This window comes from Streptomyces sp. NPDC003036 (assembly GCF_040611175.1).
Lineage (GTDB): Bacteria > Actinomycetota > Actinomycetes > Streptomycetales > Streptomycetaceae > Streptomyces.
Genome location: NZ_JBEXNO010000048.1, coordinates 36,023 through 55,855, shown reverse-complemented (window position 1 = coordinate 55,855; position 19,833 = coordinate 36,023). Strand labels below are relative to the sequence as shown.

The 19,833-nt window shown below is 74.3% G+C and carries 25 protein-coding genes; 10 read left to right on the top strand and 15 right to left on the bottom strand.

Annotated elements, in window-relative coordinates:
* Positions 1–132 precede the first annotated feature (132 nt).
* A complete protein-coding gene (locus tag ABZX67_RS28635; RefSeq protein WP_355365961.1) occupies positions 133–483 on the bottom strand; it encodes an SH3 domain-containing protein in 351 nt (116 codons plus the stop codon).
* A 178-nt stretch (positions 484–661) separates the two neighbouring features.
* Between ABZX67_RS28635 and ABZX67_RS28630 the strand changes: the two genes are divergently transcribed.
* Complete coding sequence (locus ABZX67_RS28630) at positions 662–1,393, top strand: hypothetical protein (RefSeq protein WP_355365958.1); 732 nt, start codon at positions 662–664, stop codon at positions 1,391–1,393.
* A gap of 15 nt (positions 1,394–1,408) precedes the next feature.
* Here the strand turns inward: ABZX67_RS28630 and ABZX67_RS28625 are convergent, their stop codons facing one another.
* A complete protein-coding gene (locus ABZX67_RS28625) occupies positions 1,409–1,708 on the bottom strand; it encodes an SUKH-3 domain-containing protein (RefSeq protein WP_355365955.1) in 300 nt (99 codons plus the stop codon).
* A gap of 132 nt (positions 1,709–1,840) precedes the next feature.
* Positions 1,841–2,782, bottom strand: a complete 942-nt coding sequence (locus ABZX67_RS28620; RefSeq protein ID WP_355365952.1) for an NAD-dependent epimerase/dehydratase family protein — start codon at positions 2,780–2,782, stop codon at positions 1,841–1,843.
* A gap of 140 nt (positions 2,783–2,922) precedes the next feature.
* On the opposite strand from ABZX67_RS28620, the gene ABZX67_RS28615 reads away from it, so the two are divergent.
* The 3 genes from ABZX67_RS28615 (at position 2,923) to ABZX67_RS28605 (ending at position 6,372) form a co-directional block, all read left to right on the top strand.
* The gene (locus ABZX67_RS28615; protein WP_355365964.1) at positions 2,923–4,548 is read left to right on the top strand and encodes a sigma-70 family RNA polymerase sigma factor; all 1,626 of its coding nucleotides are present in this window, start codon (positions 2,923–2,925) and stop codon (positions 4,546–4,548) included.
* Between the two features lie 127 nt (positions 4,549–4,675).
* Complete coding sequence (gene bla / locus ABZX67_RS28610; protein WP_355365949.1) at positions 4,676–5,611, top strand: class A beta-lactamase; 936 nt, start codon at positions 4,676–4,678, stop codon at positions 5,609–5,611.
* Positions 5,608–6,372, top strand: coding sequence for a class I SAM-dependent methyltransferase (locus tag ABZX67_RS28605; RefSeq protein WP_355365946.1), 765 nt, complete (start codon positions 5,608–5,610; stop codon positions 6,370–6,372). The genes bla and ABZX67_RS28605 overlap by 4 nt, the downstream gene beginning before the upstream one ends.
* On the opposite strand, the gene ABZX67_RS28600 is transcribed toward ABZX67_RS28605, so the two are convergent.
* Positions 6,300–7,184, bottom strand: a complete 885-nt coding sequence (locus tag ABZX67_RS28600) for a cytochrome c oxidase assembly protein (RefSeq protein WP_355365943.1) — start codon at positions 7,182–7,184, stop codon at positions 6,300–6,302. The two genes, ABZX67_RS28605 and ABZX67_RS28600, sit on opposite strands and share 73 nt — an antisense overlap.
* Positions 7,181–7,636: a DUF2243 domain-containing protein gene (locus ABZX67_RS28595; protein WP_355365940.1), complete on the bottom strand. Its 456-nt coding sequence runs from the start codon at positions 7,634–7,636 to the stop codon at positions 7,181–7,183. The genes ABZX67_RS28600 and ABZX67_RS28595 overlap by 4 nt, the downstream gene beginning before the upstream one ends.
* 170 nt (positions 7,637–7,806) lie before the next feature.
* Between ABZX67_RS28595 and ABZX67_RS28590 the strand changes: the two genes are divergently transcribed.
* The 3 genes from ABZX67_RS28590 to ABZX67_RS28580 all read left to right on the top strand — a co-directional run bounded on the left by ABZX67_RS28590 (position 7,807) and on the right by ABZX67_RS28580 (position 9,664).
* Complete coding sequence (locus ABZX67_RS28590) at positions 7,807–8,340, top strand: hypothetical protein (RefSeq protein ID WP_355365937.1); 534 nt, start codon at positions 7,807–7,809, stop codon at positions 8,338–8,340.
* 12 nt (positions 8,341–8,352) lie between these two features.
* Positions 8,353–9,060 (top strand): phosphodiesterase, encoded by a 708-nt coding sequence (locus ABZX67_RS28585; protein WP_355365934.1) that lies wholly within the window; start codon positions 8,353–8,355, stop codon positions 9,058–9,060.
* Between the two features lie 100 nt (positions 9,061–9,160).
* Positions 9,161–9,664 carry a DUF1360 domain-containing protein gene (locus ABZX67_RS28580; RefSeq protein ID WP_355365931.1) on the top strand — a complete coding sequence of 168 codons (504 nt, stop codon included), beginning with the start codon at positions 9,161–9,163 and terminating at the stop codon, positions 9,662–9,664.
* Positions 9,665–9,684: 20 nt separating this feature from the next.
* Here ABZX67_RS28580 and ABZX67_RS28575 read toward each other — a convergent pair whose 3' ends face one another.
* The 7 genes from ABZX67_RS28575 to ABZX67_RS28545 all read right to left on the bottom strand — a co-directional run bounded on the left by ABZX67_RS28575 (position 9,685) and on the right by ABZX67_RS28545 (position 14,814).
* Positions 9,685–11,274: an MFS transporter gene (locus ABZX67_RS28575; RefSeq protein ID WP_355365928.1), complete on the bottom strand. Its 1,590-nt coding sequence runs from the start codon at positions 11,272–11,274 to the stop codon at positions 9,685–9,687.
* Between the two features lie 124 nt (positions 11,275–11,398).
* Positions 11,399–11,875 (bottom strand): MarR family transcriptional regulator, encoded by a 477-nt coding sequence (locus ABZX67_RS28570; RefSeq protein WP_355365925.1) that lies wholly within the window; start codon positions 11,873–11,875, stop codon positions 11,399–11,401.
* Between the two features lie 41 nt (positions 11,876–11,916).
* On the bottom strand, positions 11,917–12,873 hold the full coding sequence (locus ABZX67_RS28565; protein WP_355365922.1) for an alpha/beta hydrolase: 957 nt from the start codon (positions 12,871–12,873) through the stop codon (positions 11,917–11,919).
* Between the two features lie 26 nt (positions 12,874–12,899).
* A complete protein-coding gene (locus ABZX67_RS28560; protein WP_355365919.1) occupies positions 12,900–13,889 on the bottom strand; it encodes an amidohydrolase family protein in 990 nt (329 codons plus the stop codon).
* Positions 13,886–14,092, bottom strand: a complete 207-nt coding sequence (locus ABZX67_RS28555; RefSeq protein WP_355365916.1) for a DUF1427 family protein — start codon at positions 14,090–14,092, stop codon at positions 13,886–13,888. The genes ABZX67_RS28560 and ABZX67_RS28555 overlap by 4 nt, the downstream gene beginning before the upstream one ends.
* On the bottom strand, positions 14,089–14,247 hold the full coding sequence (locus tag ABZX67_RS28550; protein WP_355365913.1) for a DUF1427 family protein: 159 nt from the start codon (positions 14,245–14,247) through the stop codon (positions 14,089–14,091). The genes ABZX67_RS28555 and ABZX67_RS28550 overlap by 4 nt, the downstream gene beginning before the upstream one ends.
* A 6-nt stretch (positions 14,248–14,253) precedes the next feature.
* Positions 14,254–14,814 carry a quercetin 2,3-dioxygenase gene (locus ABZX67_RS28545; RefSeq protein ID WP_355365910.1) on the bottom strand — a complete coding sequence of 187 codons (561 nt, stop codon included), beginning with the start codon at positions 14,812–14,814 and terminating at the stop codon, positions 14,254–14,256.
* A gap of 111 nt (positions 14,815–14,925) precedes the next feature.
* On the opposite strand from ABZX67_RS28545, the gene ABZX67_RS28540 reads away from it, so the two are divergent.
* Positions 14,926–15,384 (top strand): MarR family winged helix-turn-helix transcriptional regulator, encoded by a 459-nt coding sequence (locus ABZX67_RS28540; protein ID WP_355365907.1) that lies wholly within the window; start codon positions 14,926–14,928, stop codon positions 15,382–15,384.
* Between the two features lie 42 nt (positions 15,385–15,426).
* On the opposite strand, the gene ABZX67_RS28535 is transcribed toward ABZX67_RS28540, so the two are convergent.
* The gene (locus ABZX67_RS28535; RefSeq protein WP_355365903.1) at positions 15,427–16,614 is read right to left on the bottom strand and encodes an aromatic amino acid transaminase; all 1,188 of its coding nucleotides are present in this window, start codon (positions 16,612–16,614) and stop codon (positions 15,427–15,429) included.
* On the bottom strand, positions 16,607–17,626 hold the full coding sequence (locus ABZX67_RS28530; RefSeq protein WP_355365900.1) for a DMT family transporter: 1,020 nt from the start codon (positions 17,624–17,626) through the stop codon (positions 16,607–16,609). Before ABZX67_RS28530 ends, ABZX67_RS28535 begins: the two co-directional genes overlap by 8 nt.
* Before the next feature lie 128 nt (positions 17,627–17,754).
* Here ABZX67_RS28530 and ABZX67_RS28525 point away from each other — a divergent pair, with 128 nt between their 5' ends.
* Positions 17,755–18,228, top strand: a complete 474-nt coding sequence (locus ABZX67_RS28525; RefSeq protein ID WP_355365897.1) for an Lrp/AsnC family transcriptional regulator — start codon at positions 17,755–17,757, stop codon at positions 18,226–18,228.
* 27 nt (positions 18,229–18,255) lie between these two features.
* A complete protein-coding gene (locus ABZX67_RS28520; RefSeq protein WP_355365894.1) occupies positions 18,256–19,377 on the top strand; it encodes a hypothetical protein in 1,122 nt (373 codons plus the stop codon).
* Here the strand turns inward: ABZX67_RS28520 and ABZX67_RS28515 are convergent.
* The gene (locus tag ABZX67_RS28515) at positions 19,368–19,820 is read right to left on the bottom strand and encodes a YbhB/YbcL family Raf kinase inhibitor-like protein (RefSeq protein WP_355365891.1); all 453 of its coding nucleotides are present in this window, start codon (positions 19,818–19,820) and stop codon (positions 19,368–19,370) included. The genes ABZX67_RS28520 and ABZX67_RS28515 overlap by 10 nt on opposite strands.
* Positions 19,821–19,833: the final 13 nt, after the last annotated feature.

Here is a 19,833-nt window from a genome sequence, read left to right as displayed (position 1 = left end):
GCGCGGGCTCGGCGGCGACCGGCTGCCGTCCGGGGTGCACGCCTTCCGCACGCTCGACGACTGCCTGGCGCTGGACGCGCTGGTCGGCCCCGGGGGCCCGCCGTCACGACAGGAGCAACTACCGGATCCCTGTCAGCTCGTCTGCATGGGAACAGCGAGCCACTTGTCGGCGATCCAGCCGGTCTTCCCCTTGTGTGCGCCCTCGGTGACCTTCAGGTAGGCCCACGCGCCGCCCTTGGCGGTGCAGTAGACGCGCACCTCGGTGGAGGAGGGCACCGTGCCCTTTGCGGTGTAGCCGGTCCCGGGTCCGGTGCGGAAGTTCACCGTAGTGTCCGTCTGGGAGTCGTAGTCGGCGACGTTCTTCGTGCAGGCACTGGAGCCCACCGCGGACGCGGCCGGCGCCAGCGCTACGGTGCCACCGGCCACCACAGCGCCGACAGCGGCCACGCCGGCGAGTCGGGCGGCGATCCTGTGCTTCGTCAATTGATGCCTCTTGGGTTTTTCACGAGCTACATCCCACACCACAGCGGTGGTACAGCCATAACTTCTGGATGAACAGATCACGTTGAGGCTACGGCAGGGACAGCCGGAACAAGATCACCCCCCTCGTCGCCGTCGGACGTCGGGTCGTTGTCAGTGGCTGGGCCTATGCTGCCGATTCATGATCGAGAACAGGCTTCGTGCCTTGCTGGAAGCCGGATTCACCGACCGTCTGGACGACCGCGACAGGATGCTGCTCGCACGCCGGGCTCTGCTCAAGTCCTGTGACGAGAAGCCCTCCCCGCTTCTGGCGGACAGTTGGTGGTACGCGGTGCCGGACGAGCGCTACGAGGGCCTGTTCACCGCCTTGGACCTGCACGACCGGTTCCCCGTCACTCTCGACGAAGGGGCTGACGTCGTGCGGCTGCCGCACAGGCCTGGAGCGTTCCCGGTGTTCGTCACGCCGGAGATCGACGGCTGGCGGCTCGTCATCGGGAACCTGGAGGTCGCGGTCGGCGCCGGCTGGGGCGCGTGGATGAGCGCGGTGGAACGGCTGAGCGCCCACTGCGGCGAAGCGCAGATGTTCTTCGAGGACGAAGCGGGTGGAGCGAACGTCTGGGTGGTCGCCGAGCACGGACGCATCCGGCGCCGGTACACGCGCGAGGGCGATCCCGAGTGGGTCGGTGAGCCGCTGCCCTGGGAAGACCTGCGCGTCGACGACGAGGACTTCGATCCGGAGTATGACGAGGCCGAGCCCAACGAGGGCACGGCGGACGTCGCCACCGCCTGCGGCAACCTGTCGGTGGACCCCACCGGGATCGGTGCCGGCAGCCGGATACGCGGCCACGGCTGGCTCGCGCTGACCGCACCGGGAGTGGGCCACAAGGACTTGGGCGGCCTCGTCCGCAGCTGATGGCAGACGATCTCCTCATCCGCGGTGGAGGGCCTGACGCCGCGGACAACACCGGCCTGCCTCTTGCCGGCGCGGCGCGGCGCGGCCGCCGCCACGTGAGCCGGGTGTGCCGTCCCCGGGGCCGCGTCGGACGGAGTACCCCTCCGCGTCCGCCTGGCCGCCGCGCACCAGGCAGGCGATGGCCTCGTACGCGTTCATGCCCAGGAAATAGGGCCCCGTGTGGTGCATGAGGAAGAAGCGGCCGGTCTCGTCGATGAGGACCAGGCCCCCGTCGAACTCCTCGTAGCCGACGGGGAAAGCCTCCGGCCGAGCCATCCGGCGAGCTCGGCCACGTCCTCGCCGCTCTCCGCGTACACCCGGTGCGGGGTGAACGCGACGGCGTCCGGCGGCGTACCGGGAACGACCAGGCGCAGGCCGCCGAGGGCCGCATGGCCCGCGCCCCCTCCGTCACCCCGTGGTGGCCTGCCGCTCGCGCCACCAGGCCACCGTCGCCTTGACCTGTTCGTCGAGAGGGGTGACCCGTACCGCGAACGTGGCCTCGTACGCGCTCGCGTCGGCGACGAACGGACGGTCGAACTGGTAGCGGACCTCCTTCAGTTCGCGGATCAGCGGGGAGAAGACCGACGCGACCCCCAGCAGGGCCGGTGACAGCCCGCGCACCGCGACCGGCCCCGTGCCCGCTTCGGCGGCGAGGCGGTCGACCATCTGCCGGACGGACAGGGCGGGCTGCGTCGGGACGTGCCAGGCGCGTCCCCAGGCCCGCTCGTCGCCCGCGACCTCCACCAGGGCCCTGGCCACATCGGGGAGGTAGGTCCAGCTGTGCGGGGCGTCCGGGTCGCCGAGGGTCGCGACCGGCTTGCCGCGCAGCAGCCGCGGCATGGCGCGGGCGGCCAGGTGCCCGCCGTCGGTCACGCCGGGGCCGAAGAAGTCCGAGGGCCGCACCTCGACCGCCCTGATGCGCCCCTGCTCGTGCAGGGCCCGCGCCCGCTCCCACAGCGCGGCGCGCAGCCGCCCCTTCGGGCCGGTCGCCGCGAGGGGCAGCTCCTCCGTCAGGGGGCCGTCCACCGGGCCGTAGCCGTAGAGGTTGCCCAGCATGACGAGGACGGCTCCGGTCGCCTCGGCAGCCGCGCAGACCGAGGCGGCGAGCGGCGGCCAGTCGCTCGCCCAGCGGTGGTAGGGCAGCCCCGCGCAGTTGTGGATCGCGACCGCGCCCCGCGCGGCCTCGGTCAGCCGCTCGCTGTCGGCCGCGTCCCACGCGAGGTGCTCGATCCCCGGCTCCGGCGGACGGCCCGATCTGGTGACGACCCTTACCGCGTGGCCCTGTTGGGCCAGCAACCGGGCGGTGGCGGCCCCGGCGGGCCCGAAACCTATGACGACATGAACGCTCACGCTCGCACAGTAGGCGAAAAAACTTCCGGCTACTCTGCCGTTTCCTGTTATCCGCCAGCCCCCCGGCGGTCTCCCAAGCGGTGCACACAACGCGCACCGCCGTCGGAAAAGAGTGGACACGGACCGTGACCCAGCAGAGCATGGCCCCCTTGATCGAGGCCGCACGCAACGGCGACCAGGGCGCTCAGGACGCGCTCGTCGCCGCCTGGATGCCCTTGGTGTACAACATCGTCGGCCGGGCCCTGAACGGCCACGCCGACGTCGACGACATCGTGCAGGAGACCATGATCCGCGCCCTGGAGGGGCTGGGCGGGCTGCGCGACCCCGGGAGCTTCCGTTCGTGGCTCGTCGCGATCGCGATGAACCAGATACGCCGGCGCTGGCGCGACCACCACTCCGCCCCGGATACCGGCGCGCTGCACGACGCGTACGACGTCGCCGACCCGGGTGCCGACTTCGTCGACCTGACGATCGTGCGCCTCGGCCTGTCCGGGCAGCGCCGCGAAGTCGCGGAGGCCACCCGCTGGCTGGAGCGCGACGACCGCGAACTGCTGTCGCTGTGGTGGCTGGAGGCGGCGGGTGAGCTCACCCGCTCCGAGGTGGCCGCCGCGATGGAGCTGTCGCCCGAGCACACCGCCGTACGCGTCCAGCGCATGAAGGCGCAGCTGGAGACGGCCCGGCTGGTGGTGCGCGCGCTGTCGGCCGCGCCGCGCTGCCCGGAGCTCGACACCCTCGTCCACGCCTGGGACGGCGTGCCGTCCGCGCTGTGGCGCAAGCGGGTGGCCCGGCACGCCCGCGGGTGCGCGGCCTGCTCGGGCCACTCCTCGGGGCTGGTCCCCGCGGAGGGTCTGCTCGTGGGACTCGGCCTGGTGCCGCTCGCCGCCTCCGCCGTGCCGGACGTGACGCCGACCGGGGCCATGGCGCCGGTGACGTACGGCGGCAGGCCGCAGGACCAGGGCCCGGGGCATGGGCCGGGACGAGGCCGAGGGCGGGGGCAGGCGGGCCGGGACTCGCGGCGGGATCGCAGGCAGCGTTCCCGGCGCAGGCGCCGCGCGCTCGCGGTGATACTGGGCGCCGCCGTGCTCGGCGGGACCCTGGGTGTCATACGGCTGTGGCCGGACACCCGCGACGGCGCGGACGGCGGGACCGTGCGGACGGCGGCGGCGCCGGAGTCCTCCGCGCCGTCCGTCCCCGCCGCCACGAAGGCCCCGAAGACCGCGCCGTCCCCGAGCACGACGCCGACCGCGTCGCCGAGCCCCTCGAAGAGCGCGTCCTCCTCCCCCGCCGCGCCCCCGAAGTCCGCGCGGCCGAGCACCACGCCGCCCCGGCCCACCCCGTCCCGGAAGCCGCCCGCGTCCTCGCCGTCGTACCGACCCTCGGGAGGCGGCTTCGCGCAGCAGGTCACGGAGTTGGTGAACCGCGAGCGCGCGAACAGCGGCTGCGCGCCGGTGACCATGAACGACAAGCTCGCGGCGGCGGCACAGGGCCACTCCGAGGACATGGCGGCCCGCGACTACTTCGACCACACCTCGCCGGACGGTTCGGGGCCCGGCGAGCGGGTCTCCGCGGCCGGGTACCGGTGGAGCACCTACGGCGAGAACATAGCGCGGGGCCAGCAGACCCCGGCGAGCGTGGTCGAGTCGTGGATGAACAGCCCCGGCCACCGCGCCAACATACTGAACTGCGCCTTCAAGGAGATCGGCATGGGCATCCACTCCGGCTCGGGCGGGCCGTGGTGGACGCAGGTCTTCGGCGCGCGCGGCTGACGCGTGGCGGTCTGCGTATGGGTGCGTATGGGTGCGTGTTGATGCGTGCTGATGCGTGGGGCAACCGGTGTGGTGTCTGGTGACGTCCTGTCAGATGTCCCGCCGTACGAACGAAAGGCACACGACTGTGCGACCCGTCGAAGCCCGCACGACCACCCGCCGGACCATCCTGGCCGCCGGTGCCGCCGGAGCCGTCGCAGCAGCCCTGGCCGCCGTCTCCCCGCCGGCCCGTGCGCACGCGGCGGCCCCGGCCCGCGCAGCCCATGTGCGGTTGCGCGGGCTGGAGCGGGAGCACTCGGCCCGGCTCGGCGCGTACGCGTACGACACCGCCACCGGGCGCACGGTGGCGTACCGCTCGGACGAACGCTTTCCGATGTGCTCCCTGTTCAAGACCATCGGCGCGGCGGCGGTCCTGCGGGACCTGGACCGCGACGGCGCGTTCCTGGCCCGCCGCATCCGCTATACGGCGCAGTACGTCGAGCGCTCCGGGTGGTCGCCGGTCACCAAGAAGCCGCGGAACCTCGCGCACGGGATGACCGTCGCAGACCTGTGCGCGTCCTCCATCACGCACAGCGACAACACCGCCGCCAACCTCCTCCTGCGGGAGCTGGGCGGCCCCACCGCCATCACCCGCTTCTGCCGCTCCCTCGGCGACGACGTCACCCGCCTCGACCGCTGGGAGCCCGAGCTCAACTCGGCGGAGCCGGAGCGGGAGACGGACACCACCACGCCCCGCGCCATCGCGCGGACGTACGCCCGGCTCGTCCTGGGTGACGCGCTCGCCCCCGACGACCGCCGGCTGCTCACCGACTGGCTGCTCGCCAACACCACCAGCCTCGACCGCTTCCGCAAGGGGCTCCCCGCCGACTGGACCGTCGCCGACAAGACCGGCGGCGGTGATTACGGCACCAACAACAACGCCGGGATCGCCTGGCCCCCCGGACGTCCGCCGGTCGTCCTGGCGGTGATGACCACCAAGCCGGAGCGGGACGCCTCCGGTGACGACCCCTTGGTCGCCAAGGCGGCCGCCGTACTGGCCGATGCCCTGAGGGCCGACGCGTGAGCCGGGTGTACGACGACGAGCGGCTGGCGGGGGCGTATCAGAGCGGCAACGAGATGCCCGAGGAGTCCCTCCGCGCCTGGACGGAGCTGATCGGCTCCTTCGCGGGCCGTCCGGCCCCCTCGGTGGTGGAGGTCGGCGCGGGGACCGGCATGTTCTGCTCGGCGATGGCCCGGTGGCTGCGGCCGTCGCGTGTGGTCGGCGTCGACGCCTCGGAGGCCATGCTGCGGCAGGCCCGCCGCTTCAACTCCCACCCCGGGGTGCACTATCTGGCGGGCACGGCGGAAGCCGTGCCCACCCGCTCCCGGCTGTTCGACCTCGCCCTGATGTCCCGGGTGATCCATCACGTGCCCGACCGGCGCCGGGCCGCCCACGAACTGGCCCGCGTCCTGCGCCCCCAGGGGGTGATCGTCATCCGGACGACCTTCCGGGAGCGGCTGGACGCCCTGGTGTACGACTACTGGCCGCGCCTGCGGGAGCTGGACGAGCGGCGGTTCCCGTCGGAGGCCGAGGTGCTGGAGGACTTCGCCGCGGCCGGGTTCACGGTCCGGAGCGTCACGTCGTTCGCCCGGCCGGTCACCGCGAGCCTCGGGGAGTACCACGCCCGCATGGTCGCCCGGCCGCAGTCGAAGTTCACCCCGCTCACCGCGGTGGAGTTCCAGGACGGTCTGCGGCGCCTGGAAGCCGCCGCTCACGCGGAGCGGGGCTCCTCCCCCGCGCCCGTGGAGGAGCGGTACGACGTGGCCGTGCTCTCCGCCGCCTGATCGCCGGTACGAGCCCGGGTACGGGCGCGGCCGGTGGCGGCGTACCACTGGGCGCCCAGCGTCAGCGCGAGGGCCAGTTCGACCGCGTCGCCGCCGTAGTACATGAGTTGGGCGCCCGCGTGCAGGTCGGCCGTGGTGAAGGCGGTACCGGGCGGGGGCGCCGCGTACAGGGTCTTGGCGAGGACCGCGTGGGCGGTGCCGGCGGCCAGCAGGGTGGCCGCGCGCACGGGCAGGCCGCACCGGGGGCCCACCGGGTCGAGCCGGCAGACGGTGAAGGTGAACAGCAGCCCGGCGGCGAGCACGTGCGCGTGCACGGCGGCGTGCACCCACGGGTCGTGGTGGGTGGTGGCGAACAGGCGGGTGCGGTAGAGCAGCCACAGGCCGCCGAGGTCCAGGAGCGCCGCCACCGGCGGGAACAGCAGCCAGGCCGCCGGGCGGGAGCGTGCGAGGGCCGGCAGGGCCCGGCGGACACGGCCCGGCGGCAGGGCTCGCAGGGCCAGGGTCAGCGGGCGGGCGAGGGCCAGCAGCAGCGGTGCCGCCATGCCGGCCGCCAGGTGCTGCGCCGTGTGCGCGGTGAACGGCCCTCCCGGCGGCCCGCCGGCCGGTCCTCCCATCGGCGCGCCCACCGGTCCGGCCAGTACCGCCCAGATCACGGCGGCGCCGCCCGCCGTGAAGGAGAGGTCACGCCGCCGGTGCCAGGCGTCGCCCCGGCGGCGGAGGCGTGCGGCGGCCAGGAGGTACGCGGCCACGGCCGACAGGGCCACCATGGCGGTGACCTGGGCGAACGGTCCCGGCCCTTCCGCAGGTGTCACCGCGCCGAGGGCACGGTCGTGCGGCCCGCGCGGACGGCGAGGGCCGCGCCGGCGAGCAGCAGAAGCACGCCGGCCGCGTTCCAGGCCCAGTCGTAGGGCGTGACGTCGACGCCGTACCGGATCTGGTGCAGGCGCAGCAGCTTGTGGTCGACGACGCCGTCGAACAGCTGGAAGGCCCCCAGTCCCAGGAAGAACCCCGCCCGGGCGTGGGCGGGGGCCAGGGCGCGGCGGCGGCGCAGGTCGGCGTGAAGGAAGAGCCCGGCGACCAGGGCCAGTAGCTCGGCCGTGTGCAGCAGCCCGTCGGAGAGCAGGCCCACGGCGCCGGAGGAGCGGTCGTAGAAGTGGTGCCAGCCCAGGATCTGGTGGAAGACGATCTCGTCGACGGCGGCCATCACGGCCGCCCCGATCAGGGCCCAGACGGCCATCGACCGCGGGCGGGCCGGTTCGCTCATGGGGCTGCTGCCTTCCTGCCGGTGGCGGGAGGTGGGTGCACGGGACGGCACGGGACGCTCACGGGATGCGTCTACCCGGCGCGTCGCGGTGAAGCCGTACGCCGTACGCCGATCGAGTGCCGCGGCACCGCCCGCGGATACGTGCGGCGTCGCCGGGTACCCGGCGCGACATGATGGAGCGCGCACTGTGGCAAGGGATGCTCGCCGGTGCGGCGGGCGGGCTCGTGATGACGCTGGGCGAGAAGATCGAGCAGCGCGTGACGGGCCGGCCGGACTCGTACGTCCCCGCGCGGGTGCTGGAACGCCTGACCGGTGCGGCCGAGCGGCCCGGCAGGCAGCCGACGTCCGTCAACTGGGCCATGCACCTCGGCCAGGCGGCCGCGCTCGGCGTCCTGCGGTCGGTCATGGCGCACGCGGGGCTGCGCGGGCCGTTGTCCTCGGCGCAGTTCGCGGTGGTCCGGCTGACCAACGACCAGATCCTGGAGAACGCGACGGGAGTCGGCGCCCCGCCGTCCACCTGGCCACGCAAGGAGCTGGCGGTGGACCTGCTGCACAAGGCCGTCTACGCCTTCGCGACCGGCGCCGTCGCCGACGCCCTGGCCGCCCGCGACGGGCTGGGTCCCGGGCAGCGCCACGCCGCGATCCGGCCGGGGCGGCACTCCGATGTCGGGCCGCTGCCCCGCGAGGACTCCTACAGGCGTTGAGAGGGCGTACGCATGCGGCGAAAGCTGATGGAGGGTGGGCCCGCCCGGGCGCTGGGCCGGTTCCTGGCCCGGCGGCGCCGGGCGCCGGCGCTGCACCCGGACGGCCTGAACTGCTCCGGGGAACTCACCGTGCTGGGCTCGGCCCACCGCGCCTGGGGAGTGGCGCTGCTGGACGAGCCGGGGACGTACCGCGTCACGGCCCGCTGGTCGCGCGCGCTCGGGCTGCCGGAGCGGCTCCCGGACGGCTTCGGCCTGGCCCTGCGGGTGGAGGACGCCTCCGGGCCGGGGCGGCCGTGGGACCTGCTGCTCACCACCAGTGGCGCGGGGCGGGTGCTGCGCCATGTGCCGCTGCCGCGCCGGCGTCCCCTGCGCGGCCCGTACGGGACGCTGACGGCGTACCGGGTCGGGCGGCGGACCTGCTGGCTGGCGGCCGTGCCGCGCGGGCCGCACCCCTCGGTGCGCGGGGGCCTCGGGGCCCTGCGGCGGCATCTGGCCCGCACCGACGTGGTCCTGGACCTCTGCGTCGCCGCGCGGGGGCAGCCGTGGCGGCCCGTGGGCGTACTGACCCTGTCGGCGCGGCTTCCGTGGACGGGCACCTCGCCGGGCTACGACCCGTACGCGCGCAGCGCCCCGGGCCTGCGGCCGAGCGACCGGCTGCGCGCGCTGCGCCAGGAGGCGTACGGCGGCTCCCGTGAGGGACGGGCGGGGAAAGACGGGTAGGGGTGGTGGGGCCGCGCGCCCCTTGCCCGATGGACGCGGCCATGGAGCCGGCCCGGCTCGCCACCCGGTGGCGAGCGGGCCCCGAACGAAAGCGGGACGCATGGTGGAACTTCTGCGACGTACACGCCGGCTCTACTCGCGCGGGGAGGACCGCCCCCTGGGCGGCTACCTCGCGGCCATGGCGGGGTACGGGCTCTACGCGTCGGGGTGGGCGGCGGCCATCCGGTGGAGGGGCGCGCGGCCGCCGGTGCGCCCAGAGCCGTGGGACGTGGCACTGACGGCGGTGGCGACCTTCCGGCTGAGCAGGCTCCTCACCAAGAGCTCCGTGACCAGCCCCATGCGGGCGCCCTTCACGACGTACGAGGGTCCGCAAGGGCCGGCCGAGCTGAGCGAGTCCCCCCGGGAGGGCAGCCACAAGGCCGCGGCCGAGCTCCTGACCTGCCCCTTCTGCATGAGCGTCTGGGTGTCGACCGCCCTCACCGCGAGCCAGGTCCTGTGGCCGCGCGGGGCGCGGACGGTGATGGCCGGGCTGGCGGCGACGGCGGGGGCGGACGCCTTGCAACTGGCCTACTCCCTGTTGACGGAGAAGGCCACGAAGAGCTGAGCCGTGGAGTCGGCGGTCGGTCAGTGCGCCGGGCGGCGCCGGACGCCGACCGCCGCGAGCACCGCTCCGGCGAGCGTCAGCACCCCGGTGACCAGGACGGCCGTGTGCACGCCGTTCATGAACGCCTGACCGCTGCCTTCCACCACCGCGCTCCTCAGCTGCGCCGTCATGCCGTCGGAGACCGGAGCGACACCCATCGCCACCGCGTCCTTGGCCTCGCCGAGCCCCTGCGCCACGGGCGCCGGCACCCCGGCGCCGGTCAGCTCAGCGGTGAGGGTGGAGCCGACGCGGCCGCTGATGAGGGAGATCAGGACCGAGGTCCCGAGGGCCCCGCCGATCTGGAGGGAGGTGGCCTGGAGGCCGCCCGCCACGCCGCCGTCCCGCACCGGCGCGTTGCCGACGATGGCATCGGACGACGCGGCCATCACCATGCCGACGCCCAGCCCGAGGGCGATGAACGGCGGCCACATCACCGCGTAGGAGGAGTCGGCGCCCCAGGCGAGCATCCCGAACGACGCCGCCGCCTGCAACACCATCCCCAGCGGCATCGTGACCCGCGCGCCGAAGCGCTCGGTGAGCGCGGCGCCCAGCGGGGAGGCGACCACGGAGGCGAGGCTCAGCGGCAGGGTGCGCACGCCCGCCTCGACCGGCGTGAAGCCCCGGACGTTCTGGAGGTACAGCATGACGAAGAAGATCACGCCGAGCAGCACGAAGAAGTTGAGCGCGGTGATGACGGTCCCGATGGTCAGCGCCGGGTTGCGGAACAGCCGCATGGGCAGCAGCGGGTGCGCGACGCGCGTCTCGTACCAGCCGAAGAGCAGCAGGAGCAGGAGCCCGGCGCCCATGGCGGCCAGCGTGCCGCCGGACGTCCAGCCCCACGTCTCACCCTTGACGACGCCGAAGACGACGGCGAGCAGCCCGGCGGCGAGCAGCACCACGCCGGGGATGTCGAACTTCTCGCCCGCCGCGGCGGTGTTGCGGCTCTGCGGGAGGACGAAGGCGCTGAAGGCGAGGGCGGCGACGCCGATGGGGGCGTTGATGTAGAAGACGGACTCCCAGTCGACGTGCTGGACCAGCAGCCCGCCGACGATGGGCCCGAGCGCGGTCGACACGGACGACACCATGGCCCAGATGCCCACCGCCATGCCGAACTTCTTCGGCGGGAAGACCGCGCGCAGCAGGCCCAGCGTGTTGGGCATCAGCAGCGCCCCGAAGAAGCCCTGGAGCGCGCGGAAGACGATGACGCCCTCGATGGAGCCGGCGAGGCCGATGGCGACCGAGGAGAGCGTGAAGCCGGCGACGCCGACGAGGTAGTACGTACGCCGCCCGAAGCGGTCGCCCAGCTTGCCGCCGAGGATCAGGGCGGCCGCGAGCGCCAGCAGGTAGGAGTTGGTGACCCACTGGAGGTCGGCGGTGGAGGCGTGCAGGTCCCGGCCGATCTCGGGGTTGGCGATGGAGACGACGGAGCCGTCGAGGCCGACCATGAACAGGCCGAAGGCGACGGCGACGAGCGTGAGCCAGGGGTTGGCGCGGCGCCCGCGCGGCGCGGTGTCCGCCGACGGCGGGTGGGTGGCGGGCGTGGCGAGGTGGTCCACGGGGGTGGAAGGCATGGGGGTGCGAGTCCTTGAGGGGGTGTGAGGTACGAGCCGTACGGGATCGCGTGAAGGCGCGGACGCGCGCACGTGAGGCTCGCGCGCACGCAGGCGCGCAAGCGGGTTCGTACGAGAAGCGCGCTCAGCGCTGGGACGCGGGGTGCAGCGTGCGCGTCAGTGACACGAGCGCGCCCAGGGCCGAGCCCAGGGCGTCCAGCTCGCCGTCGGTGAGGGCGTCCAGCGCCTCGGAGATATGCCGGGCCTTCAGGTTCCGGACCTCGGCGAGGCGGCTCTTCGCCGTCTCCGTCGGGTAGAGGTGCGCGATCCGCTTGTCGGCGGTGTCCTGGCGGCGCTCCAGGAGCCCTTGGTCGGTCAGTGCGGAGACGAGCGCACTGACGTTGTTGGGCTTCATCATCAGCGCCTCGGCGCACTGCCGCACCGTGGCGCCCTCGCGCTCGGCGACGAGCCGCAACAGCGCGAGCTGGGCCTCGGGGAGCCGCGGGAAGGGAAGGTCCCGGGCGACGCGCCGGTCGAGGGCCCGGTTCAGCGCGGGCAGACAGGCCACGAGCACGGCGGCTACGCGGTCGGTCTGCGCGGGGTCGGCGCTGGTCTCGGGCATACCTCCAGCATAGCTATGAATATTTACCTATGTCAAAATACCTAATTGTCGGCGCGGGCCGTACGGGCCCGGAAGAAGGCGAGCGTACGCAGGAAGCACTCCTCCACCTCGCCGTCCGACAGCCCCACCCACAGATGGTCGCCGCGCTCCACCAGCCGCAGTTCCACCTCCACGCCCGCGCCCCGCAACGCGTCCGCGAGCCGGACCGCCTGGCGTACGGGGATGAGCGCGTCGTCGGTGCCGTGCAGCACCAGGAACGGCGGCGCCCCGGGCGTCACCCGCGCGACCGGGCCGGCGGCGCGGGCGCGGTCCGGGGCGTCCGCCGGGGCCGCGCCGAGCAGGAGGGCCTCCGGCGTGCCGGGATCGCGCGGGTCGTAGCGGCCGGGCGGGCAGTCCTCGGCGAGGTGCTCGAAGTCGGTGGGCGCGTACCAGGTGACGCACCCGGTCACGGTCGCGGACGCAAGCGCGGTCGCGGGCGCCTCGTCGCGGCGGAGGTGGTGGTCCAGCGCCGTCAGGGCGGCCAGGTGGCCGCCGGCGGACTCGCCCCACAGCACGGTGCGCCCGGTGTCCACGCCCAGCTCGCGGGCGCGGGCGTGCAGCCACGCCAGCGCGTCCGCCAGGTCGTGGGTCTGTGCGGGGTGGGGGGCCTCGCCGCTGAGCCGGTAGTCGGGGCACGCGACGGCGAAGCCGGCCTGGGCGAGGCGCGCGAACGGGCCGGGCCGCCAGGCGCGCAGGCGCGGGCCCGGGTCGTCGCGCCTGCCCGTGCGCCAGCCGCCGCCGTGGACGAAGACGACGACGGGCGGTGCCTCGCCGCCCTCCCCGGGCGGCGGCAGCCACAGGTCCACGGCCAACGGGCGGGCGCCTTCGCGCAGCGCGTAGACGGCCCCGCGCAGGAGCCGCACGCCCGGGGCGGGGTGCGCCACCGGCGGCAGTGGCAGCGAGACCGGGTCCTCGGGGGCGAGGAGGTGCCGGGGGAAGGGAGCGGGGCCGGACGTCATCGGCTTCTCCGTGAGATCGGCGGAGGTCAGCGGGAGGAGGAGGTGAGGCGGGGCAGCAGGCGCCGGGCGTTGGCGGTGGTGAGGGAGCGCCAGGTGGAGCCGTCGACCGGGGCGGGCGCGGCGTCGAGCCCGGCGACGTGTGCCTCCACCCCGGCGGCGGGGGTCCAGACGTGGTCGCTGCCGTACAGCAGCCGGTCGGGGTCGGCGAGGCCGAGCAGGGCGGGGAGCTGGCGGGGCAGGGCGGGGCCGGCCAGGTCGTAGTACAGGCGGCGCAGCTGCGCCACCGCGTCGGGAGCCCGGCCGTCGGCGGGCATGAACATCTTCATGAAGCCGTTGATGCGGTCGGCCAGCACCGGCAGGGCTCCGCCGCAGTGCGGGACGATGATCCTCAGGTCGGGGTACTTCTCCAGCGCCCCCGCCATGAGCAGGTCGGTGACGGTGCGGGCGGTGTCGAAGACGAACTCGATCATCGGGCGCGGCCGTCCGAGCGCCGAGCGCTCCCAGCAGACCGGCGAGGTGGGGTGCAGGAAGACGACCGCCGCCCGGCGGTCGAGCTCGGCGAGGACAGGGTCGAGCTTCGGGTCGCCGAGGTAGGTGCCGTGGGTGTTGGTCTCCAGCACCACGCCGTCGGCCCCGAGGGTGTCGAAGGCGTACGCGAGCTCGTCCAGGGCCCCGTCGACGTCGGGCAGGGGCAGGGACGCGAAGAGGCCGAAGCGGCCGGGGTGTTCGCGGACGGCCCCGGCGCCGTCCTCGTTGACCTCGCGGGCCAGGCGGCGGGCGGCGCCGTCGTCGCCGAAGTGCACTCCGGGGGACGAGAGGGACAGCAGCGCGGTGTCGATGCCGCAGCGGTCCATCACCTCCAGGTGCCCGGCGGCGGACCAGGTGGGCCAGGCCGGTACGCCGTCGGGCATGGCGTGACCGGCCTCCTTGGCCTGGCGTACATAGGAGGGGGTGACGAAGTGGGCGTGGACGTCGACGAGCCCGGGGGGATCGCCGGGAAGGTCAGGGGCGGTCATGATCGGTCTCCGTGTGGGGTGCGGGGCGTGCGGAGGCGGCGGCGTACGGCCGTGGCGGCGCGCTCGCCGAGGACGATGCCGGCCAGGCCGGTCAGGCCGACCAGGGGCGGGGCGGGCGAGGCGATGTCCAGGAGCCAGTGGACGGCGCCCATGAGGAGCCCGGCGGCGAAGGCGGTCGCCGCGTTCCTCGAGAAGGCCTTCACCGCGCCCCCAGCGTGGCGAGGAGCGCGGCCTGGCCCAGGAACATGCCGAGCAGGCCGAAGAGCGCGACCGGAGGCGGCGCGGGCGAGGCGACCCGCAGCGCGGCGTACAGGACCCCCACCAGGGCGCCGGCGAGCAGCGCCTCCACGTACGGCACGGCGGGTCAGCTCCCGGTGCGCCACTGGTGGTCGGGCAGGAAGCGCACGTCGTACCGCTGGGGCACCGTGCCGAACGCGTGCGGTTCGGGCACGCACGGTTCCTTGGGGAGGGTGAGTTCCTCGGTCGGCGTGCCGAGGTTCTCGAAGAAGCGCTCGAAGGTGCCGCCGGGGCCGGCCGCCACGCCGACGACCCGGCTGTGGTGGCGCTCGATGCGGTACGCGTGGGCGCAGTTCTTCGGTACGAAGCCGAAGTCGCCGGGGGTGAGCAGCCGTTCGTGCTGCTCGCCCTCCAGGTCCTCGACGAACAGCCGCACCGCGCCGTCGGTGACGTAGAAGACCTCGTAGGTGTCGGGGTGGGTGTGGGACGGGATGAGGTCGCCCTTGGGGCCCTCGACGGTGAAGAAGTTGAAGGTGTTCTCGGTCTGCTCGCCGCCCGCGTAGACGGTGATCAGGTCGCCGAAGAGGTGGGCGCGGTCGCCCATGCCCTTCTCGATGAAGTACGGCGTGCCCGGCTCGGGCGGGATGAGGGAGCGGGTGCGGTACCGGGTGGCGTACTCGATGGTCATGTGTGTCTCCGGTCGTCCACCGAAAGCGAATGTCAGGTTACCTGACATTAAGGGTGTGGTGCGGCCGGGGGCAAGGGCACTGCCCGTGGCGGCCTACACTTTCGACCCGCCATGGAGAAAAACGGACAGCCCGAGTCCCTCAACCTGCCGCAGCTGCTCGCCCAGGCGAAGTACTGGTTCGACACGGCCGTGTCCACCGCCATGGAGGACGCCGGGGAGCGGCCCATCACCCTGGCCCAGCAGAACGTGTTCGCCCATCTGGCGTCCGACGGTACGACGGTCTCCGACCTCTCCCGCCGCATGGGCATCACGCGGCAGAGCGCGCACCAGGCCGTGCACGCGCTGATCGGCATGGGCCTGCTCGAGCAGGTGCCGGACCCGGCCTCCGCGCGCAGCCGCCTCATCGTGATGACGGACGAGGGGCGGCGCGTGCACCTCCTCGCGCTGTCCGTGATCGCCGGGCTGGAGGAGGAACTGGCCCGCCGCCTCGGCGAGGCCACCGTGACCGCGCTGCGCGCCACTCTGCAACGCCCCTGGGGGCCTCCCCAACGGGACCCCGAGACGTCCTGACGCCGTCCGGACGGCGTACCGACGGCGTCTCCTGACGGGTGCTTACCCGGCCACCGCGTACGGCTGTTCCAGCACCGCCGCGATGCCCCGCGCCAGGCACGGGATGCGGTGGGCCGGGATGCCCGCGATGTTGATGCGGCCGGAGGTCGTGCCGTAGACGGCGAACTCGTCGCGCAGGCGGCGCATCTGCTCGGGGCCGAGCGGCAGCGTCGAGAACATGCCCTTCTGCCGCGCCAGCGCCAGCGCCTCGTCCTCCCGGCCCAGTGCGCCCAGGTGGGCGGTCAGATCGGCACGGTTGGCCGTGATCCGGCCGCGCATGACGTCGAGCTCGGCCCGCCAGGCGGCGCGCAGCCCGTCGTCCTCCAGGATGGTGGTGACGACGGCGGCGCCGTGCTCCGGCGGCATCGAGTACAGCGTCCGGGCGGCGTTCTGCAGGGCTGTCTCGACGTGCCGCAGGGCGGTGCGGGAGGGGCCGAGGACGACGGCGCAGCCGGTGCGGTCGCTGTAGAGGCCGAAGTTCTTGGAGCAGCTGACGGCGATGAGCATCTCGGGCACCCGTGCCGCCAGCATCCGGGTGGCCCACAAGTCGGCCTCCAGGCCGTCGCCGAGGCCGTGGTACGCCAGGTCGACGAAGGGCATCCAGCCGTTGCGGCAGGCCAGATCGGCCAGCGCCTCCCAGGTCTCGGGGGACGGGTCCACGCCGGTGGGGTTGTGGCAGCAGCCCTGGAGGAGCACGACGTCGTCGCGGCGCGCGGCGCGCAGGTCGTCGAGCATGCCGGGCCAGGCGTACGTCCGTACGGTCAGGCCCGCGGCCTCCAGGATGGGTCGGTGGTTGACGTAGGCCGGGTCGCTGATCCACACCGTGGTGCCGGGGCGGGTGACGCGTATCAGGTCGGCCAGCAGGCGCAGCGCCCCCGTGCCGGCGACGGTCTGCACGGCGGTGGCCCGGCCGGCCGGGCCGTCGGCGCCGTCGGCGCCGCCGAGCACCATGGTCAGCATGGCGCGGTTGAAGGCCATGTTGCCGGACAGGCCCCGGTACTCCTTGGAGGCGGACCGTTCCGCCAGGCGTATCTCGGCCTCGCGGACGGCCGCCATGACGGGGGTGGCGCCGGTGTGGTCGCGGTAGACGCCGAGGACGAGGTTCAGCCGCTCGGGGCGCGGGTCGGCGGCGTACGCGGCGGCCAGGTCCCACAGCGGGTCGGCGGGCGGGGCGGGGAGCAGCTCAAGCATCGGTGGGAACCTCGGGTCGGGTGGTGCGGGTGCGGCTGGTGCCGGTACGGGTGTGGGTGTGAGTGCGGCGGCGGTTGGCGAGGACGACGCCGGCGGTGATCAGGGGTACGCCGACGAGCACGGGCAGCGTCGGCGACTCGTCGAGCAGCGGGATGGCGAGGAGGACGACGGCGACGGGGCTGAGGCTGCCGACGACGGAGGCGCGCTCCGGGCCGAGCCTGCGGATGGCGAACGCGTACAGCAGGCCCGCGCACAGCCCGACGCCGAGGCCCTGCACCACCAGGAACAGCGCGATGTCGCCGACGGCGGCGTGGGCCAGGCCGGTCGGGAGCACGCCGGTGAGGGCGAGGAGCGCGATCACGGCGAAGGACGGCAGGCACAGCAGACCGATGGACCCGACGGGGTCGAGGTCCACCTCGCGCAGCCCCACGGTGTACAGCGCCCACAGCCCGCTGGCGACCAGCAGCGTGCCGGCGCCGGCCAGCACCCCGGTGTCGATCGGGACGAGGTGGCGCCACACCAGGGCGACGACGCCGACCGCGATGAGGACGAGCCCGGCGGCCTGCGTACCGCGCGGCACGCCCCGGCCGCCCGCGACCATGAGCGCGGAGACGAAGAGCGGCACCATGCCCGGGATGATCGCCCCGACGAAGGCCGCGGAGGTCAGGGAGCCGCCGTGCATCGCCGCCAGGAAGAACGGCACCCCGGCCCCGCAGACGATCTTCACGGCGGGCCCCGGCCGCACCGCCCGCAACCGGTGCCGCCGCCGCCACAGCGCGGGCGCCAGCACCAGCAGCGGCACGCCGAACCGCAGCAGCGCGGCGTCGGCCGGCAGGAGGGTCGAGGCGCTCAGGGCGCGGGCGCTGAGCGCGAAGGCGGCCCAGATGCCCACGGTGAGGAGGAGTGCGAGCATGCCGAGGGCGTCGGGGGACGAGCCGCGAGCGGACCACGTGCGCGGCGCACGCGGCGCGGCCTCGGGGGCCGCCGGGGCGCTCGTGTTCGTCGGCGTCACGCGTTCCTCCAGCAGGCTTGCTCCGATCCGGCAGTGAGCAACATTAGGTCCTGGTCCGAGGCAGGCGATTGCTACTTTCGCCCCGCAGAGCCACCATGGGGGCAGAATCTGCCAAAGAGCGAGGAACCATGGACGCCGTCGACCTTCACATCATCCGGGAGCTGCAGGCCGATGGGCGGCTGTCCAACCAGGACCTCGCCGACCGGGTACGCCTCTCCCCCTCCCCCTGCCTGCGGCGCGTGCGCCGGCTGGAGGACTCCGGGCTGATCAGCGGCTACACGGCCATGGTCGACCAGGTGGCCTTCGGGCTGCCGATCACCGTCTTCGTCCGGGTCCGGCTGGAGCGCCACACCGCCGAGGCCGTCAACGCCTTCGAGGAGCACGTCGGGCTCATCGAGCACATCCAGGACTGCTACCTCATGGCGGGCAGCAGCGACTACCTGCTGCGGGTCGTCATCGAGAGCCTGGAGGCGTACGAGGTGCTGGTCCGCACGCGGATCCACGCCATCCCGGGGATCGCGTCGATCGAGTCGAGCTTCGCCTTCGGCAGTGTCAAGCAGTCCCGGGTCTATCCGCGCCCGTCCCCCTCCACCCGCGCTTGACGGCGCGTCTGAAGCATCATCGGAGGTATGAGGCTTTCGTTCCTGGAGCCCCTCTACGCGGAGCGGGGCCCGTTCACCTCCGTATACCTGGACACCTCGCGGGACGTCGACGATCCCGAGCGGGCGATCGCGCTGCGCTGGCGGCGGCTGCGCGAGCGGCTGGCGCGGCAGGGCGCGGACCGCGAGTCCCTCGCGGCCGTGGAGGAGGTGGTGGGCGCGGACGCGGAGGTGCCCGGTCTGCACGGGCAGGCGATCTTCACCGCGCACGGGGCGCTCGTGCTCGACGACGAGCTGCCGAGCCCGCCGGCGCACGACGTCGCGCGGTACGGGCTGCTGCCGGACGCCATGCCGCTGGTGGCGCAGCACGTCCCGGAGATCCCGTACCTCGCCGTGGTGGTGCACTACCGGGGGCTGCCGACCGCCGACGCGCACGGCACGGTGACGGTGGCGGCCGAGGCCGGGAGGTGGCCGGTCTCCCGCGTCGCCCCGGGCGAGCGGCTGCGGCGGCGGGTGCCGGTGGCCGAGTGGCACGCCGCCGCGGTGCGGCTGGGCCGCGAGCTGGGCGCCCGGGCCGGGCGCGGCGGCGCGGACGCCGTCGTGGTCGGCGGCGACGAGTGGGCGGGCAACGTGCTGATCCGCCGCCTGCCGCGCGAGCTGCGCGACCGGGTCGTACGGGTCGGCGGGCCCACCCCGACGGACACGGCCCGCGCGCTGCTGGAGCCGCAGGTGGCGAGCGTCCTGCGCGGACGCATGGCCGCACACGACCGGGCCCTCGTCGAGACGTTCCTGGCGCGGCGGGCGCGCGGCGGAGCCACGACGGCCGAGGGCCTCGCCGAAACGGTGGCCGCATTGCAGCGGGGCCAGGTCACGGCGCTGCTGCTGCACCCGCCGCGGCCGTGGCAGCCGGCGGACCTGCTGTGGATCGGCCCCGGGCCCGCGCAGCTGGCGCTCTCGGAGGAGGAGCTGCTCTCCTTCGGCGTCCGGGCACCGCGCCGGGAACGGGCCGACGAGGCCCTGGTGCGGGCGGTGGTGGGCACCGGCGCCGAACTCGTCGTCGTACCGGAGGCGGACGTGCGGCTGCGCGACGGGGTGGGGGCGCTGCTGCGGTACGCCGACGCGGCGACGCCCTCGGGTGGGCGTCAGCGCTGATAGGTGCCCATGAGGGCGCCGCTCGCCAGTTCACGCCCGGCGAGCGCCCGGTGCACGGTGTCGGCCGACGGGGCGCCGTCGAGCGGCAGCGGCTCGGAGACGGCCCACAGGCGGAAGAAGTAGCGGTGGCGGCCGTGGCCCGGCGGGGGCAGGGGGCCGCCCCAGCCGGTGCGGCCGAAGTCGTTGGGCCACTCCCGGCCCCCGGCGGGGGTCTCGCCCTCCTCCACGCCGGTGCTGCCGGGGTCGATGCCCGTGACCAGCCAGTGCAGGAACGTGCCGTTCGGGGCGTCGGGGTCCTCGCAGGCCAGCACCAGCTCCGCGGTGCCGTCCGGCGGAGCCGACCACGACAGGGGCGGCGAGATGTCCTCCCCCTCACCCGTGTAGCGGCGAGGGATCGCCTGGTGGTCGCCGAACGCCGCGCTGCTGAGGTCAATACCGGTCATGGGCGCGGCTTTA